This window comes from Pseudoalteromonas sp. NGC95, assembly GCF_015864705.1.
Lineage (GTDB): Bacteria > Pseudomonadota > Gammaproteobacteria > Enterobacterales > Alteromonadaceae > Pseudoalteromonas > Pseudoalteromonas arctica.
Window position 1 is genome coordinate 39,747 of the sequence record NZ_JADYWR010000002.1, and the last position, 18,501, is coordinate 58,247.

Consider the following 18,501-nt stretch of genomic DNA (forward strand, 5'->3'; position numbering starts at 1 on the left):
TGCTTTTTTGCGTTTTAACAGTTACAACTTGTATAAGCAAATATTTTTGCAAAATATAAACAGGGTTGTTCCGTGACGCGAAAAATACTAATAGTTGAAGATACACCTGCAATGGCGCGAGTGCAAAAGCACATCGCGCTTAAAGCAGGTTATGAAGTTGATATAGCAGAGTCATTAGCGCAAACAAAAGAGCTTATAAGTAAAAATAGCTACTTTTGCGCTGTAGTTGACTTTATATTACCTGATGCCCCATCAGGTGAAGCAGTACCCTGCACTGTTAATGCTGATATCCCAACTATTGTAATGACGGGTAATATTGATAAAAAAACCCGCGACACCGTCGAAAAATACCCAATCATCGATTACATAATTAAAGAAAACAAACAAGCTTACCAATACCTAGAAAAACAATTACACCGCTTACCTCGCAATGAAAATGTAAAAGTACTCGTTGTTGATGATTCTAAATCGACTCGACGATACATTTGCAGCTTGTTAGTTCGTCACAAATATCAAATTATTGAAGCACAAGACGGACAAGAAGCATTAAAGATGCTCGAAAGTTCACCCGACATTTCAGTCATCATTACTGATAACGAAATGCCAAACATGAATGGTGATGAGTTATGTAGCGAAATTCGCCGCTTATATAGCAATGACGAAAAAGCCATTATTGGTATTTCGGGCTCTGACTCTGTAGGGCTTTCTAGTTTATTTTTAAAAAATGGCGCAAACGATTATTTACATAAACCTTTTAATAGTGAAGAGTTTTACTGCAGGCTTAGCCAAAACGTCGATATGCTAGAACAAATAGCCACAATTAAACGCCAAGCCAACACCGATTACCTAACTAATCTACCTAATCGTCGTTACTTTTTTGAAGAAACAAACAAATCACTCAAAAAGATTAAAAATAAGCAAGGTTCAGGAGCGCTAGCCATGCTTGATATTGACCATTTTAAAATAATTAATGACACTCACGGGCATGATGTAGGCGACGAAGTATTAAAAGGGCTCTCCATTTGCTTTAGCAAATATTTTAAAAAGTATTTAGTGGCCCGCTTAGGTGGCGAAGAGTTTGCCGTTTACTTTGCAAATGCGGATAAACAAGAAGCGCTAAAAAGACTTGAAGGTTTTAGGTACTTTATAGAGGCGAACAGCCAAGAGTTTAGTAAAGAAAAAATCAAATTTACTATATCTATTGGTTTTGCAGATGGGCCTGTTTATCAAATTGATGAATTATTAAAACAGGCCGATTTAAAGCTTTACGACGCTAAAGAATCTGGTCGTAATAAAGTAGTTAGCTAACAGCTCTATTAGGTTAATTATACTTCTGCGGCTGTAATAGCCGCTTTTTTACGTTTGCGTGATTGATTGTAAGAGTCCCAACTAAAAATAGCTAGCGCACTCCAAATACATGCAAACGTTACTAATCTCTCAGCGTCAAACACTTCACCGTAAAACACCACTGCCAATATAAACATTAGGCTTGGCCCAATATACTGAAAAAAGCCTAATGTAGTGTATTGCAAACGCTTAGCGGCGCCGGTAAAACACAGCAATGGTAATGTAGTTACAATACCTGCACTAATCAGTAATGCATTAGTATGCCAATCGTTAGCTGGCAGGCTTGATGTTACTGTAGGCACCATTAACCACCAATAAATGAGTGCAACAGGCAGTAATATAAGTGCTTCAAGCAAAATGCCAGGCAAGGCTTCAACGGGTAGTTTTTTACGTAACAAACCATAAAGCGCAAACGATATAGCTAATGAAAATGCCACTACCGGAAACGAGCCAAAACTAATTAGCTGCAGCACTACACCGGTAAAGGCCAGTGCCACTGCTACACCTTGAAACTTACGCAGGCGTTCACCTAAAAAGAGCATACCCAGTAATACATTTAAAAGAGGGTTTATGTAATAGCCCAAACTCGCATCAAGCATATGGTTATTATTTATAGCCCATATAAATAAACCCCAGTTAAACCCTAGCAATGTTGAGGTAATAACGAGCATAAGCAAAAGCTTAGGCTGAATAATAATGCGTTTAACTTTATCCCAATACTTTAAAACACTTACTACTAGTACTAAAAATACAACCGACCAAACAACCCGATGCATTAAAATTTCAAAGGCAGAAACATGCTGAATCAACTTAAAATATATTGGCGCAAGGCCCCACATAAAAAAAGCAAGACAAGCAAAAATAGCACCTTTACGCTGCTCAGTATCAATCGACATAATAAACACTTAGTGATTTAAAAGGCCGCTAGTTTACTTCCCATACACGTTTTATCCAACTAAATACGTGCCTGTCCCAAAAGCAATTTGAACTGATTGCTCGTTATGTAATTCCATTCGACAAACACATACTTTATTACCTGAGCGAATAAGTGTGGCACTCGCTGTAAAGCTCTCTCCTTTACCAGGGCGCAAATAATCAGTGCGCAAGTCGATAGTCCCAAGCGTGGCTAATTTTGTTTGCACACTTCCTATATCTAAATCAGTGAGCTTATCAATCACGCTTGCTGCCGCGAGCATACCGCCTACATTATCAAGTACGGCTGAAATAACACCACCGTGCAGTATTTTTTGCGCAGGGTTACCAATGAGTACATCCTGCCACGGAAACGTAATTTTGGCCTGTTCAGGGCTCAACGACTCAACCGATATTTGTAAAAACTGGTTAAACGGCATGCCATTTACAAATAATGCACCCACTTGTTCAATTAACATTTCTTTATTCATTATTATTCTCTATGTTTAAACTGGTACGATGAGTAAAGCATAACTTAAGCAAAACTACGAGGTTCTAGTTAAATCATTTACTTAGCAACCTAACTTTAAGAAAGCAGATCTATCTTAATAAGCGGTTTCAACACTACCAGAGTTTAATTTACTTACAATAGAGTTGAGGTTAATACCAATTAGCTTAATTAAGTGATCTATCTAGAGGTAAGAAAATAGTGTCTATAACAAGGCAAAAAACTCGTTATTTAGTTGTTCTATATCAGAAATTTTTAACGCAGCGAGCGTCAGATTTGATCCCTCAAATTGATTAAGTAGTATTGCGGATTGGTATAAGTAACTCAGCTAAAGACATCTCACTAAAAAACCACTAAAATACCCGCCAATGAATACATCAACACCACCTTCTAGCACCCTTGTGCGTAAACCCGAAACTGTCCTCAAACAAGTGTTTGGCTACAGTGAATTTCGCGACGGCCAAAAAACAGTTATTGATGCTGCTATTAACGGCCAAGACTCGCTTGTATTGCTCCCTACTGGCGGCGGAAAATCGGTTTGCTATCAAATACCCGCTTTAGTGCTCGAAGGCGTAACTATTGTCATATCTCCGCTCATATCGCTAATGCAAGATCAGGTAAGTCAACTTCAAGCACTTGGGGTAAAAGCCGCTTACGTAAATAACAGCTTAGCGCGAGAAGAGCAGCAATTGGTGTATCAACAGCTTCATCAGGGGCAAATTAAGCTTTTATATGTGGCACCTGAAAAAGTACTTCAACGCGAATTTTTAGAGCGTTTATCGCATTTAAATGTAAGCTTATTTGCCATTGACGAAGCGCATTGTGTGTCGCATTGGGGTCACGATTTTAGGCCTCATTACTTTCGCTTAAACGAATTAAAGCAACGTTTTGCACATGTCCCAATGATGGCGCTCACTGCAACTGCCGATAAAGCCACACGGTTTGATATAGTTGAGCAACTAAAACTACAACAGCCTTATATTCATACTGGCAGCTTTGATCGCCCCAATATTCGCTACACCATAGAAGAAAAATTTAAACCTATGGTGCAACTGCTTCGCTACTTAAAAGAGCAAAAAAGCCAGAGCGGTATTATTTATTGCACTAGCCGTAAACGCGTAGACGACATTGCTGAAAAAATTGCAGATGCAGGGCTAAACGCTGCCGCTTACCATGCAGGTATGAGTAACGAGCAACGACAATTTGTACAAACTGGTTTTGCACGTGACGATATACAAATAGTGGTCGCAACCGTTGCCTTTGGTATGGGGATTAATAAACCCAATGTACGCTTTGTATTGCATTACGATATTCCAAAAAGTATCGAGTCGTACTATCAAGAAACGGGGCGTGCTGGGCGAGATGGACTTGCCGCAGAAGCTATAATGTATTTTGATCCAGCTGATATAGGTCGCGTAAGGCGCTTTTTTGAAGACATAGACGACGAGCAACGCCGCCGTGTAGAAGAACAACGCTTTAACGCAATGGCAAGCTTTGCAGAAGCACAAACGTGTCGCCGCCAAATATTGCTTAACTATTTTAGTGAGTATCAGCGCGAACCTTGTGGCAACTGCGATATTTGTTTAAACCCGCCAAAAAGCTTTGATGGTACATTGGTTGCCCAACAAGCGCTTTCTTGTGTGTATAGAGCTGACCAGCGCTTTGGTCTTGGGTACATTGTTGAATTACTACGTGGTGCAAATACTAGCCGCATACGCGATAACAATCATCATGAGCTAAGCACTTACGGCATAGGTAAAGATAAAAGCAGTGAATTTTGGCTTAGTATTTTACGCCAACTTATTCACCAAGGCTTACTTAGCCAAGATATAACACAAGGTGCGTCACTTAGGTTAACCGAAGCCGCGCGTGCAATTTTAAAAGGTGAGTACGCACTGCAATTAGCCGAGCCACGCCTGCAAGCCAAACACGTTTATCAAGATAAGTTAGCACAATTTAATTACGACAAAAAACTGTTTGCTCGCCTGCGCGCACTACGTAAAGAACTCGCTGATGCCGATGATGTACCACCTTATGTGGTATTTAATGATAAAACATTAGCCGAAATGGCGCAGCTTATGCCAACAAACGACAGTGAATTTTTAAAAGTGTCGGGTGTGGGTTTTACTAAGTTAAATAAGTACGGCGGCGAATTTTTAACTGCAATTCGCAATTACCTAGCTACAAATTAAGAATGTTATGACCCAAATAGAATATGACCACGCCCATAAATACATTTTAATTACACCAGTCGAGCCTCCACACGATGAAGACTTTGAACTGTGGAGCACACTCTTTTTACACTCAGACGATGTAACACTCAATGAGTATTCTGCAGGCGCCGATCGCCATCAAGTTCGCTTTACCTATAATCAGCAGACCTTTAATTTAAACTATGAGCATTACAGCCAAAGTATTTGGATTAATGCCGAAGGCCATGAAGCTGAGCACTTATTAGCAGCTTTAGCATTTTATTTAAGTTAGCTTTTAATACCCCGCCCACAGGCGGTTCTAAACCAGGTTGGTTATTAACATAAGTGAATATGAGTAACAATTAATTAGTTTCAAAATCCATACCTTTTACTTACATTATAATAACAATGATGTAAGCTGATATTACGATAGTCATTTGCTACGTAGCAGTAAAGAGGTTTAATGGTGAACAAGAAATGGATAGCACAATGTTGTATTAGCTTAACGGTTTTAAGCTTTTATGTGCCTAATGCATTCGCACAACAATCTTCAACGAAAACTGATAACTGCCTTGTAGAACAGACAGATTTAAGCACAAATAAAAACTTACGCCGAGAAGTTCAAGACAAAACAACCCTCACGCACAGTAATAGTAACGCTAAAATAGCCTCAATAAAGCTCAAGCAACTTAATGTATTTAATACTGAGCTTGAAGAGGAAAATAATGCCCTATTCCGATTTGCTAACCGCGCTCATATTCAAACAGAGCCCGATGTCATTAATAACCTTTTATTATTCTCCCCTGGTGACAAGTACGATGCTAAAAAGCTTGCAGAGTCTGAGCGCCTACTTCGTAAAGAAAGCTACTTATATGATGCACAAATTAGTGCAATCGAAAACTGCGACGGTGACGTTAATGTAGAAGTGGTTACCCGTGATTTGTGGACACTTTTACCTGAAGTAAACTTTAGCCGTAGCGGCGGAGAAAATAAATCAAGTATCGGTTTTAGAGAATCAAACCTGCTTGGTTGGGGGAAGCGCCTTTCGTTGTCACGCACGACCGACAGCGATCGTAGCGGTTATTTATTTGTTTACGACGATCCTAATATTTTATCTACTCGCTACCGCGGCCGTTTAGAGTACGCTGATAACAGCGATGGCAAGCGCCATTTACTTGAGCTAACCTATCCATTTTACGCGATAGACACCCCTTTTAGTTACGGTATTTTAAGCTATTCTGAGCAGCGCGAAGAGTCACTATATAAACGCGGCGAAGAGTTTAGCGAATTTGATCAAACTACCGATTTAAACCGTGCATTTATAGGACACTCTAAAGCGCTTAATAATAATTGGACCCAACGCTTAACCTTAGGTTATACCGACGAGCAGCATACCTTTGAAGCTATAGACACTACATTTGCACCACTTGCCGATGACAGAAGTTTAAGTTATCCCTTTATAAGCGGCCATTGGTTTGAAGATAACTACATAAAAGTACGCAATTTTGACAGTATATCTCGCACTGAGGATTTAAACTTAGGTTGGAATATTAAAAGCTTAATTGGCTATTCAGACGAATCATTAAGTAATGACGACAGCCGCGCGGTGTATTCTTTTAACTTTAAAAAAGCCCACTTTACTAACGATAATACCTTATGGCGTTTTAGTGCTGATATTGATGGCTATTGGAATAAAGAACAGAAAAAACTCGAAAACTTTATGGCCACCAGCCAAGTACAATATTATTTAAATACCAGTGAAGACCAATCTTGGTATGTTAAAGCCCGCGTGCAATACGCAAAAAACCTTACTGCTGATCAACAGCTTACTTTAGGCGGCGAAACAGGCCTGCGTGGTTACCCTATGGATTATCAACATGGCGACCGCAGCTTTTTAGTTAATCTAGAAAAGCGCTATTACTGGGAGTACGATTTACTACAACTATTTAAAGTGGGTGGCGCAGCTTTTGTAGATGTGGGCAGAGCATGGTTTAACGATAAAGATAATGGTGAAAACGCACATGTATTAAAAAATATAGGCGTGGGTCTTCGTTTAGCACCAAGTCGTGCAAACTCAGGAACCATGATCCACATTGACATTGCAGCCCCAGTTGATAGCTACGATGACGTAGACTCAGTACAGTGGTTAGTGAGCGTTAAAAACACTTTTTAAATAATACAAACGCGTTAAACTAATACCAATTGAATTAAATTAAATTGGTATTAAAGTTCAGGGCCTAATGTGGAAATAATAGAAGTTTTAGAATTGTTTGCATCACAATATAAGTTAATTGTAACTATAATCGCTATTTTGGTTTTCCCTCTGCTATTAAAAATAACCAAAAAATTACTCGAAAAAGCAATTAAGGGGAAAGTTGATTTACACCGAAAATATCGTGCAGAGCTCTTACTAAAAATTATACTCGCCTTTGTCGTGCTGTGTTTAGTTTTAGTATTTTGGGGTATAGAGCTGCGTGGCTTATTGGTTTTAGGCTCCTCTTTATTCGCTATGTTGGGCGTAGCACTCTTCGCTGCCTGGTCATTATTAAGTAATCTCACCGCATTTTTACTAATGTTTATTCAAAACGATTGCCGTGTTGGCTATTGGGTACGAATTATTGATGGTGCAAATCATGTTGAAGGGCGCATTGTTGAAATGGGCTTAATGAATGTAGTACTTGAGCATATTGATGGGCACCGCGTAATTTACCCTAACAATTTATTTGTGACCCGTCCTGTCATGGTCTTAAATAAAGAACCAAAGCCAACAAAAGCCCCCGTTATAAAGCGTATTATTGGACCTAAAAAATCCTAAATTAAAATAAACACACAAAAAAGCCGCAGTAGGTAATTACCTACTGCGGCTTTTTAATGCTTTAACTAAATAGAGTTCAGGCTGGCTACTAGTTATTTAATTCTGCTGTTTTAAGCTCGTCATCTAAATCATTTATCTCATCAATAAAGTTCTCTAGTTGCTGCTCTACTAGGCTATTATCATTTGCAAAGTAAGCAAGGTGGAATACCGCATCACCTTCATTTACCAATGGCATAGTTTGCTGACCAATAACAATACCGCCTTTAGGCGCTAAAAGCTCAAGCTCAGAGTCACCTAGTGGGCTACTAATATAAGCAAGTACTTGCCCTTTAGTTACATGCTCCCCTAGTGATACTTGTGCACGCACAATGCCATCAACTTCGGCACGTATCCAACTAGTTGAACCTGCAATAATAGGATCTGGTAACTTTTTAGGACGCTTGCCACGGATCATTTTTAAATGACGCATAACATAATCAACACCCTGTACACCGGCCGCAATTGCGATTGGATCAAAACGCAGTGCTTCACCAGCTTCATAGGTTATAACCGGGATACCTAGGTTTGCAGCTTCACTTCGTAATGAGCCATTACGCAATGATGCATCTATAACTGCTGGCGTGCCGAATGCTTTAGCCATTTCAGCGGTTGCTTCATCAGCTAAGTTAGCGCGAATTTGCGGTAAGTTAGTTCGATGAATAGCGCCAGTATGTAAATCAATAATGTGGGTACAATGTATTGCCACTTGATTAAAAAACATATAAGCCATACGCCCAGCAAGTGAGCCACGCTCAGAACCTGGGAAGCTACGATTCATATCGCGTCTGTCTGGTAAGTAACGCGATTTATGAATAAAGCCAAACACATTCACAATAGGCACAGCGATTATTGTACCGCGCAGTTGGCTTGGGTCTATTTTAGCAATTAATTGACGCACAACTTCTACGCCATTTAGCTCATCACCATGAATAGCCGCACACACCATAAGCACAGGACCTTCCATTACACCGTTAACCACTTCAATAGGAATATTAAGTGGTGAATGGGTATAAAGTTTAGCTGCCTCTAAGGCAAGTGTTTTACGCTCGCCTACGCCTACACTCTCTCCTAATAAGGAAAAAGGACGGTTAATTTTAACCTTTGCCACGTGTTGCTGTTCCTTTACTTGAAGCATTTTTTTCGATGAAATCAATCACCATGCCTGCAATGTCTTTACCTGTTGCTATTTCAATGCCCTCTAAACCTGGTGATGAGTTTACTTCCATCACAAGTGGTCCACGAGATGAGCGAAGTAAATCAACTCCCGCTACGTTCAAGCCCATTGATTTAGCCGCGGCTACTGCCGTTTTACGTTCTTCTGGAGTAATACGAACTAATGTAGCACTACCGCCACGGTGAAGGTTAGAGCGGAACTCACCTTCTTGTGCTTGGCGCTTCATTGCTGCTATTACTTTATCGCCTAATACGAAACAACGTATATCGGCACCACCCGCTTCTTTAATGTATTCCTGAACCATAATATTAGCTTTTAAGCCCATAAACGCTTCAATAACGCTTTCTGCCGCTTTGCGTGTTTCAGCAAGTACAACACCAATGCCTTGTGTGCCTTCAAGTAATTTAATTACAACAGGTGCACCGCCTACCATTTCTAGTAAGTCTTTTACATCATCTGGTTTGCTAGCAAAACCTGTTACTGGCATACCAACGCCTTTGCGCGAAAGTAACTGAAGTGAGCGTAATTTATCGCGCGAACGAGAAATAGCGACTGATTCATTTACAGGGTAAACACCCATCATTTCAAACTGACGAAGTACCGAACAGCCATAAAATGTAACCGATGCACCAATACGCGGGACGATTGCGTCAAATTCTTTTAAGTTTTCACCGCGATAGTGAATTTCTGGTTGCTCAGAGTTGATATTCATATAACAGCGCAATGCATCAATCACTTTAACTTCGTGACCGCGTGCCTCTGCCGCCTCAATTAAGCGACGTGTTGAATATAATTTTCTGTTGCGAGATAAAATACCGATTTTCATAGTTAAACCTTACGACCTAATAGTTGAGATAAAGCCGGGTCAACGACTATACGATTTTCCATGGCTGTACGCCCTAATAACATTCTAAACTTCATTGTTGCACGGCTTGTTAAAGTAAGCTCGATAGGCCAGCTATGCTCGCCTGCATGCAATGTAGTTTCTATAAAGTAACGTAACTCTTTTTGCCCACTTGAGCTGGTTACGTACTTCATTTTTTTAACTTTTGCATTGCAAGTGACTTGTGTTTGCTCATCATCTTGCAGTGGCTGGGCCGTAAATTTAACCCATTTTTCTGAGTCAACTTCGTATTCTTCAATGTTAATTGCATGAATACATGAAGTGCGAGCGCCAGTATCAATTTTTGCTTTTATCTCGTTAATACCAAGCCCAGGTAAACTTAACCACTCACGCCAACCAACTGTGATCTTTGCTGTCATAAATGTGCCCTTAATAAAAAAGTGACTTATACGCTACAGGTAAAAAAACACCAACGAAATAAATTTATCTAGTCGATTAGTAAATTAAATTGATCTTTTTAAACAACTGGTCACACAATGCACGCCTTGCTGAATAGTACTTTATGCCACTTTACTCAGCCCAAAGGCTCTGCATATATTTTGCTATTTAAGCTTAACTTATTAAAAATAAAGGTAAGTTTAAAATACTTAAGTAGATACACTATAGTTAACGGTATTAAAAATACACTATTATGAGAAATAATTATGATTAATGGTTTACTACATGCACTTGTACTTGATGGACAAGGCGGCGCTCGCCCTATTGAAAGCACTAATGAGCTAAATAGCTGGCAACCAAGCCACGGAAAACTTTGGGTGCACATGGACTATAGCCAAAGCGAGGCTGTTGAATGGCTCAAGGCACAGCCTCATTTAAACGATTACGAATTAGAGTCCTTAATTGCTGATGAAACACGCCCGCGAATTACATCAACGACTAACGGACATATGTTATTTTTACGTGGTGTAAATTTAAATCCAGCACAAAGCCCTGAAGACATGGTTTCAATTCGTTTATTTATTAGCGAAGACATTCTTATTACTACCCGCAAACGTCGTTTATTATCGGTGCAAGATACGCTCGCCTGTTTAAATGAAAATAAAGGCCCATGCAATATTTCTGAATTAGTGTGCTCTATTACACAAAAATTAACCTCACGTATGCAAAGCGTTATTGACTCACTAGATGAAACACTCGACGAGTTTGAAGAAGAAATAGATGAACCAAGTAAAAAGTTTGATAACCAAGGTTTATCACAGTTGCGCCGTCAAACAATTGCCTTAAAGCGTTATTTAAAACCGCAAAAAGAAGCCCTTAGCTCAATGGTAAATAATCACTACCCGTGGCTGTTAGATGACGATAAAGCAAAATTAAACGAAACAACAAACTTACTTATTCGTTATTTAGAGGAGCTTGATAGCTCTATTGAACGTGCGCAAATCATTCAGCAAACAATCACTAACCAAGTGTCTGAGCAATTAAATCAGCGTATGTATGTAATGTCGGTTGTGGCTGCATTGTTTTTACCTTTAGGCTTTTTAACCGGCCTGTTAGGCGTAAACGTAGGAGGTATTCCGGGTACCGAGAGCCCCTATGCATTTAGTGCGTTTGTTATATTTTTGATTGTACTTACTGGCGGTATTGGTGTGTATTTTAAAAATAAAAAATGGTTATAAATTAAGTTTATACATTTAAAAAGCATTAAAAAAGCCACTCAGTTTTAAACTGAGTGGCTTTCTAAACTACTAAATAATTAGTTAGTTTTACGCGTATAACTAACGTCAGTCATTGTTACTTTAGCTTTTGTAATTCCTAAATCTTTAAAGCACTCTTTAAATGAATCTGAGTTTCCTGACTCGCCACACTCATCTAGTGTATATGGGTCTTGTGATTGTAAATAATTACCAAACTTAAAGTAAGATTCTGAATCATCTTCTACCGGAATACCAAAGGTAGTACCTAATGCAGTCACATCTACATCACCGTAATTATTAACTACTTTTAGATTGAATGAACCACCACTTCTGATAGTACCTAGTGCATGCTTTTCTTCTTTACCACTGGTGTTACGCAGGCGAACATAAACGTCAAAAATCCCGTTATCTGCTACGCTATCATCAAAACCGGATTCATCAGTATCTGAAACATATACTTTTGAAATCGTACCCGTATCGCTAGCGTGGTGCTGAGAAATAATCGTTTTACCACCATCTGACATTTCAACTTTTACAGTTGCCTCAAAAACCTCATAGGTTTCGGTCATTGCAACACGTGCACTTTCTTTTACTTTATATTCATGACGCCAGCCATTCCCGTTTGGAGTGATATGACGCGCTTCTAGAGGAACAAACTCTAAAGTGTCGCTATTTACTAATGGATGAGGATCGTTACCTTCAAGGTCAAAAATACTACCGTTGGTGATGTTGCTTGCTATACCTGAGCCACTACCAGTGTCGCCACCGCCAGTATCACCACCACCTGTGTCTCCGCCGCCAGAAGAACTCCCCTTAGTTAACGAAAAGTCATCAAAACGAACATCGCTTGAGCTCTTATCATGCTTAGCAAATACTTGTAGCGTACCTGTATTAGCTGTAGTGAAAGTTTTAGATACTTTTGTCCACGAAGAAACGTTAAATTTCTCACTTTTAAACAAACCATTAAGATCGTTAATGCCGATTTGTCCCTTGCCAAGTACGTACGCACTTAACGTGTACTGAGTATTTCGATCTACATCTACATTTTGGTAAACACGCCCTGGGCTACCTTGAATTTTTAATGATTTAGAGCCCTTGTAAGCACTACCTGAAATAGCCGCTGGTTCTGTTTCATTCCAGTTATTCCAACCATCTTCAAATCCAGCATTATTAACAGTTGCCGCTTGTACAAAACTTGAGCTAGCAGTCATTGCTGCAAGCATAAATAGGGATTTTTGGTTAATCATTATCTTTATTTCTCCAAACCTGTACATGAAAAAATCTTACTACATGGCTATAAATGAGTATTTCACTTGAGCCTAGATCACCGCCTGTAAACAGGTTTTAACTTGTGTTTTTATGTGTAATTGGTAATAAGTAAAATGTAAAAAAAACCACTCTTGGTTTACAAACAAGCATTACCAATAGTTATTGCCAGCTGGGCTGAGACACAAGTTATATTGCTTGTAATAAATTTGCAACAATTTATTTAATAGGTAATAAGTATTGATTTCATTTAGATTCATTAAATCAACAATAAATAAAAATACATGAAAACAAATACTTAAAACCAATCACTATCAAAAAAATAACAAACCCAGATAAGGAACAAAATATAAAATAATGAAAAAGCATTAAATAAAACTTTAATTGGTAATTTATTAAAAATTCAAAAATCGCATTTCTTGTAATAACAAAATTGATTTTCATTTTATTTTATGCAGTAAAGCTTACGTTCAGTTTAATTAACTAGAATACCACTGGTTAACCAATTAATTTAGACTGTTTATATAAAATAAAATTTAATAATGGCAGAACAAAATGCATTTGAAATAAGAATTTAAAGATGAAAGTATTATTATATTAGTGAAGGGTAGCTTAAAAAACTTAAGAGGTGTTTGAGTTCAGTGAAGGTGAATATTTTATTTTTTATAGATAATTTATTAATAATATTTATACAAAACATACCAATAAGTTTTAAATAAATTATTGAAAACACCTAGAAGGTTGATTCAATTTAGTTCGAATTAAAAGCTTCAGCAGAACTCGGCATGTTACCCTTTGCGGATTGAAATTAGTTTAATCTAGGGGCGGTTAAATCGCGGCGCGGGGTTTGTAATCAAGCGGGCTCGGTAACTACTCCTGCGTTACGCTACTGGCATACTTCCATGTGAAAATAAGTAAAAACCGAGCAAAGCTTCCGCGTCCTGTTCACGCCCCTTACCACATCCATTTAGGCAACAAAGAGTAATCGTCCCTAGAAAAAACCTGAGGGGAAGCGCATGTTTGGTAGCACGCTTTTACAGGCATTAAAAAAGACGAACACTTTGCAATGATCGCCTTTTTTATAACAGTCAGCTAATTACTCTTGAAAGTAAGTACCCCAACCATCGTACTCAACTTCGCACTCAACGGCTAGTTGCGCTAGCTTATCAACGTCTTCCATAATAACGTCTACGTCTAGCTCAGCTTCAACTACAATGTCAAAGCTCCAAATTTTGTTACCGTCTTCAAGCTCAAGCTCTGCTGGTTCTTCAACATCGTAACCCAATTTAAAAGCAGCAAGTGCAGCTTGCTCTAACTTAGGAAAGTCTTCACACACAAAGTGGTGCTCTACTTCATAAAGTATTTCAGGGTCTGACCCATCTTCAAGTAGTGAACTTACGATGTCTTCACTTATTTCACGCCAGTTTTCCATTATTTTTCTCTCACTTGAGCATCTAATTCAGTTATTTTAGCAGCCATAATGCTATGCACGCTTTTAGCATGCTCACGCGCGCTAATTTCTTTATCAAGCGGTATAGGCGCTAACATTTCGATGTGAATTGTACCATTATCCCAACGATTTAGCTTAATGGTTTTATGTGTTGTATTCATACATACCGGAATTATGGGTACATCTGCGCTCATTGCGGTGTGAAATGCGCCGGTTTTAAATGGTAGCAACCCTCTTCCATAGCTTCGTGTGCCTTCTGGAAACATCCATACAGATAAGCCATTATTTTTAATTTTTTCGGCTGCTTTTGAGATAGTTCCTGCCGCTTTAGAGCGATTCGATCTGTCTATTAATATATTACCCGACAACCAATAAAGCTGACCAAAAAATGGGATCCACTTTAAGCTCTTTTTACCCAAACTTACGCAGTTTTTTGGCACCATTGCTGGCACTGTAAATAAGTCGTAGCTATTTTGATGATTAGCAACATAAACTGCAGGACCTGGATCAACGGCATCTTTATGACGTGTTAGAACTAGCTTAACGCCAACCATTTTAGCCATTGAGCCAAACCAACCCGCTATAATATGTACATTATTAGGGTGAAATGGTCTTACAATCGAAAGTAATAAACCAAAAATACAACTGAATAATATAAACAGCAGCATAATAAAAACGCGTATAACAGCTAGCAAATGGGCTTCTCCAAAAATGAATTATAATTATTATAGCGTTATTTTGTGACACAAACGAGTCAATAGCGCACAAGTGTACGCTGAAATATTTAAGCTCTTTATTTTAAAACAAAAACGGCCTGCAAATGCAGACCGTTTTTATTTATACAAAAAAGTAATTGGCTACTCTTCGCTAATAACGTCTATTGGTTCATCATCTTGAGGTGTTAGCTCAACAACGGCTTCGTCAACACGCTGTAAGCCACGCGGTAGTTTATTACCCCTACGTCCTCGCTCACCATGATAATGCTCTAAATCACTTGGTTTAAGTGTTAGTTTACGCTTACCAGCATGAAGCGTAACACTGCTTCCTAATGGTACAACAGCAAGCACTTTTACAAACTCTTCACGGGCTTGTACTTTAGCACCTGGTATAGAGATGATTTTATTACCTTTACCCTTACCTAATTTTGGTAAGTCTCGCAGCGGGAATAAAAGCATTCGACCTTCGTTAGAAATAGCCATACAGTAATCGCTAGCGACATCGTTCACTCTAATAGGAGAAAGTAATATTCCACCTTTAGGGACACTTACCAGCGCTTTACCGTTTTTATTTTTACTAACTAAGTCTTTAAAGTCGGTAATAAAGCCGTAACCTGCATCTGACGCCATAAGCAATACTTGCTCGTCTTCACTCATTACCACGTGCTCAAAATTAGCGCCTGGTGTTAAGTTAAAACGACCTGTCATTGGCTCCCCCTGGCTTCGCGCCGAAGGTAGACTGTGCGCATCGGTTGCAAACGCCCGCCCCGCTGAATCTAAAAATACCGCAGGTTGATTACTCTTACCACGAGCAGAGGCTCTAAAGCCGTCACCTGAGCGATAATTTAAGCCTTGTACATCTAAGTCATGACCTTTACCAACGCGTGCCCAACCTTTGTCTGATAGCACAACAGTAACTGACTCTGACGGAATTAAATCTTTTTCGTTAAGTGCTTTCGCTTCTGAGCGCTCAATCACTGGTGAGCGACGATCGTCACCGTACATTTCAGCGGCTTCTTGAATTTCTTTTTTAAGCAGTGTCGACATACGACGTTCTGAGCCTAATATTTGCGCTAATTTATCACGCTCTTTGGCCAGTTCGTCTTGCTCACCACGAATTTTAAACTCTTCAAGTTTTGCTAAATGACGAAGTTTTAATTCTAAAATTGCTTCTGCTTGCGTATCAGTTAAATCAAAGCGCTCCATTAATACAGGCTTTGGTTTATCTTCGCTGCGAATTATCTCAATCACTTCATCAATATTTAAAAAGGCGGCTAGCAAACCCTCTAAAATATGTAGACGTGCTAATACTTTATCTAAACGATACTGCAAACGACGACGCACTGTTTCGCGTCTAAATATTAGCCACTCACTTAAAATACAGCGTAAATCTTTAACTTGCGGGCGGCCATCGAGGCCTAGCATGTTTAAGTTTACGCGGTAATTTTTTTCAAGATCGGTGGTTGCAAATAAATGCGCCATTAATGGCTCAGCTTTAATGCGGTTTGAGCGCGGAATAATTACAATGCGTGTTGGATTTTCGTGATCTGACTCATCACGTAAATCGGCAATCATTGGTAACTTTTTAGCGTTCATTTGCGCTGCAATTTGCTCAAGTACTTTACCACCAGAACATTGATGCGGCAGCGCTGTAATAACAATATCACCATGCTCTTCGGTGTAAACCGCACGCATTTTGATAGACCCACGACCGGTTTTATATATTTTATGAATATCGGCTTTTGGGGTAATTATTTCAGCATCTGTTGGGTAATCTGGTGCATGTACAAGCTCAAGTAATTCTTCAAGCTCTGTTTTTGGTTTATCAAGTAATAAACAACATGCACTAGCCACTTCACGTACGTTATGTGGCGGAATATCGGTTGCCATACCTACGGCAATACCCGTTATACCGTTTAGTAAAATATGCGGTAAACGAGAAGGCAGCACAACAGGTTCATCCATTGTGCCATCAAAGTTTGGTGTCCAATCGACGGTGCCTTGGCCAAGCTCTTTTAATAGTACTTCTGAAAACTTAGATAAACGCGCTTCGGTATAACGCATTGCTGCAAACGATTTAGGGTCATCTGCCGCACCCCAGTTTCCTTGTCCATCTACCAAAGGGTAGCGATAAGAAAACGGCTGCGCCATTAATACCATCGCTTCGTAACATGCACTGTCGCCGTGTGGATGGTACTTACCAAGCACGTCACCCACTGTACGGGCTGATTTTTTGTACTTAGCGTTAGCCGACAAACCCAGTTCGCTCATCGCATAAATAATACGACGCTGTACTGGTTTTAAACCATCACCTACATGCGGTAAGGCGCGGTCCATGATCACGTACATGGAATAATTTAAATAGGCGTCTTCGGTAAAACGCCCCATTGTTTGTTGCTCAATTCCTTGCATTAGCAAGGTATCTGTATCACTCATTAAAGCTTACCTAGTTTTTCTTATAGCTTACACGGTAGATTACATTGGCGTAATCATCGCTTACTAACAGACTGCCGTCACCTAATTCTGCAAATGCAACAGGGCGTCCAAATGTTGTTTCGTCTTTCATAAAGCCAGTAATAAATGGCGTATATTTAGTTACGCGACCTACTTCAATTGTTGCTAGCCCTACTTTATAACCTGACTTTTTAGAACGGTTCCATGAGCCATGTTCAGCAACAAATAATTGTTGCTTATAGCTTGCTGGAAATTGCTTACCGTTATAAAAATGAATACCCAGTGGCGCTACATGCGCAGCAAGTGCAAGAGCTGGCGACGTGTAATCGGCAATATTTTTACCTTCACCAAACTCAGGGTCAATAATTGCACCGGCATGAACATACGGAAAACCAAAATGCTCACCTTCTTGCGTTGCACGGTTTAACTCATCAGGCGGAATATCATCGCCCATCATGTCGCGACCGTTATCACTAAACCATAAAGCTTGAGTAGCTGGATGAAAATCAAAACCGACGGTGTTTCTAACGCCCTTGGCTATTGTTTTTATTTGTTTTGTTTCTACATTAAGCGCAAAAATACGACCAAAACGTTCATCCTCAGCACAAATATTACACGGTACACCCACCGGAATGATTAGCTCGCCCGTTGGTGCAAAACGTAAAAATTTCCAACCATGATGACGCTCGCTCGGTAATGCGTCATAAACCACATCAAATTTTGGATCTTTTAATTGGGTATCAATATTTTTAAAGCGAATAATACGATGTACTTCGCCTACGTATAAATCGCCATCTTTAATTGCTATGCCAGAGGGCATGTTTAGGCCTTTAGCCACAACAATTTTTTTATCTGCTACGCCATCGCTATTATGATCAATAAGCGCATATACGTTGCCCGCTTTGCGAGAGCCAACATACACAATACCTTTTTTTGAAACAGCTATTTGACGTGCATTTTCTACATCATTTGCAAATAAGCTTATTTCAAATCCCGGTGCTACGGTGAGCTTATCGAGTATATTTTTCGCCATTACAGGAGCGGTAGTCAGCCCAAGTAACAGCAAACTTCCTAGTAGTTTTTTCATTCG

At 39.4% G+C, this 18,501-nt stretch carries 16 protein-coding genes; 6 read left to right on the forward strand and 10 right to left on the reverse strand.

Translation table 11 applies throughout. The annotated features are described in order from the left end of the window. Positions 1-72: 72 nt before the first annotated feature. The gene (locus I6E70_RS02545) at positions 73-1,308 is read left to right on the forward strand and encodes a response regulator (protein WP_024592846.1); all 1,236 of its coding nucleotides are present in this window, start codon (positions 73-75) and stop codon (positions 1,306-1,308) included. 17 nt (positions 1,309-1,325) lie between these two features. Here I6E70_RS02545 and rarD read toward each other — a convergent pair whose 3' ends face one another. Both rarD and I6E70_RS02555 read right to left on the reverse strand, forming a co-directional pair. Beyond that, entirely contained in the window at positions 1,326-2,243 is a 918-nt protein-coding gene (gene rarD / locus I6E70_RS02550; protein WP_197187975.1) for an EamA family transporter RarD, read from the reverse strand. Positions 2,244-2,294: 51 nt separating this feature from the next. Next, on the reverse strand, positions 2,295-2,750 hold the full coding sequence (locus tag I6E70_RS02555; protein ID WP_007583728.1) for a thioesterase family protein: 456 nt from the start codon (positions 2,748-2,750) through the stop codon (positions 2,295-2,297). A 385-nt stretch (positions 2,751-3,135) separates the two neighbouring features. On the opposite strand from I6E70_RS02555, the gene recQ reads away from it, so the two are divergent. The 4 genes from recQ (at position 3,136) to I6E70_RS02575 (ending at position 7,774) form a co-directional block, all read left to right on the forward strand. Continuing rightward, positions 3,136-4,959 carry a DNA helicase RecQ gene (recQ, locus tag I6E70_RS02560; protein ID WP_010553279.1) on the forward strand — a complete coding sequence of 608 codons (1,824 nt, stop codon included), beginning with the start codon at positions 3,136-3,138 and terminating at the stop codon, positions 4,957-4,959. A 7-nt stretch (positions 4,960-4,966) separates the two neighbouring features. Beyond that, complete coding sequence (locus I6E70_RS02565) at positions 4,967-5,251, forward strand: DUF3630 family protein (RefSeq protein WP_007583724.1); 285 nt, start codon at positions 4,967-4,969, stop codon at positions 5,249-5,251. Positions 5,252-5,422: 171 nt separating this feature from the next. Further along, positions 5,423-7,132, forward strand: coding sequence for a ShlB/FhaC/HecB family hemolysin secretion/activation protein (locus tag I6E70_RS02570; protein ID WP_024609055.1), 1,710 nt, complete (start codon positions 5,423-5,425; stop codon positions 7,130-7,132). A 69-nt stretch (positions 7,133-7,201) separates the two neighbouring features. Next, complete coding sequence (locus I6E70_RS02575; protein WP_169044298.1) at positions 7,202-7,774, forward strand: mechanosensitive ion channel domain-containing protein; 573 nt, start codon at positions 7,202-7,204, stop codon at positions 7,772-7,774. Positions 7,775-7,862: 88 nt separating this feature from the next. On the opposite strand, the gene I6E70_RS02580 is transcribed toward I6E70_RS02575, so the two are convergent. Genes I6E70_RS02580 through I6E70_RS02590 form a run of 3 tightly spaced genes read right to left on the reverse strand, consistent with a single transcriptional unit; the run spans position 7,863 to position 10,250 of the window. Continuing rightward, positions 7,863-8,921 carry a succinylglutamate desuccinylase/aspartoacylase family protein gene (locus I6E70_RS02580; RefSeq protein ID WP_007585786.1) on the reverse strand — a complete coding sequence of 353 codons (1,059 nt, stop codon included), beginning with the start codon at positions 8,919-8,921 and terminating at the stop codon, positions 7,863-7,865. After that, a complete protein-coding gene (gene rimK, locus I6E70_RS02585) occupies positions 8,908-9,813 on the reverse strand; it encodes a 30S ribosomal protein S6--L-glutamate ligase (RefSeq protein ID WP_002961977.1) in 906 nt (301 codons plus the stop codon). Before rimK ends, I6E70_RS02580 begins: the two co-directional genes overlap by 14 nt. Positions 9,814-9,815: 2 nt before the next feature. Next, a complete protein-coding gene (locus I6E70_RS02590; RefSeq protein WP_007585784.1) occupies positions 9,816-10,250 on the reverse strand; it encodes an ATP-dependent zinc protease family protein in 435 nt (144 codons plus the stop codon). A gap of 285 nt (positions 10,251-10,535) precedes the next feature. Here I6E70_RS02590 and I6E70_RS02595 point away from each other — a divergent pair, with 285 nt between their 5' ends. Next, complete coding sequence (locus I6E70_RS02595) at positions 10,536-11,507, forward strand: zinc transporter ZntB (protein ID WP_101162841.1); 972 nt, start codon at positions 10,536-10,538, stop codon at positions 11,505-11,507. Positions 11,508-11,584: 77 nt separating this feature from the next. Here I6E70_RS02595 and I6E70_RS02600 read toward each other — a convergent pair whose 3' ends face one another. From I6E70_RS02600 to I6E70_RS02620, 5 genes are all read right to left on the reverse strand, one after another. After that, positions 11,585-12,772, reverse strand: coding sequence for a polysaccharide lyase family 7 protein (locus I6E70_RS02600; protein WP_101216529.1), 1,188 nt, complete (start codon positions 12,770-12,772; stop codon positions 11,585-11,587). A gap of 1,115 nt (positions 12,773-13,887) precedes the next feature. Continuing rightward, the gene (gene rraB, locus I6E70_RS02605) at positions 13,888-14,223 is read right to left on the reverse strand and encodes a ribonuclease E inhibitor RraB (protein WP_007585369.1); all 336 of its coding nucleotides are present in this window, start codon (positions 14,221-14,223) and stop codon (positions 13,888-13,890) included. Then, positions 14,223-14,936, reverse strand: coding sequence for a 1-acylglycerol-3-phosphate O-acyltransferase (locus I6E70_RS02610; protein ID WP_024590693.1), 714 nt, complete (start codon positions 14,934-14,936; stop codon positions 14,223-14,225). Before I6E70_RS02610 ends, rraB begins: the two co-directional genes overlap by 1 nt. Before the next feature lie 162 nt (positions 14,937-15,098). Then, on the reverse strand, positions 15,099-17,393 hold the full coding sequence (parC, locus tag I6E70_RS02615; RefSeq protein WP_010553285.1) for a DNA topoisomerase IV subunit A: 2,295 nt from the start codon (positions 17,391-17,393) through the stop codon (positions 15,099-15,101). A 10-nt stretch (positions 17,394-17,403) separates the two neighbouring features. Further along, positions 17,404-18,498: a PQQ-dependent sugar dehydrogenase gene (locus I6E70_RS02620; protein ID WP_010553286.1), complete on the reverse strand. Its 1,095-nt coding sequence runs from the start codon at positions 18,496-18,498 to the stop codon at positions 17,404-17,406. Positions 18,499-18,501 lie beyond the last annotated feature (3 nt).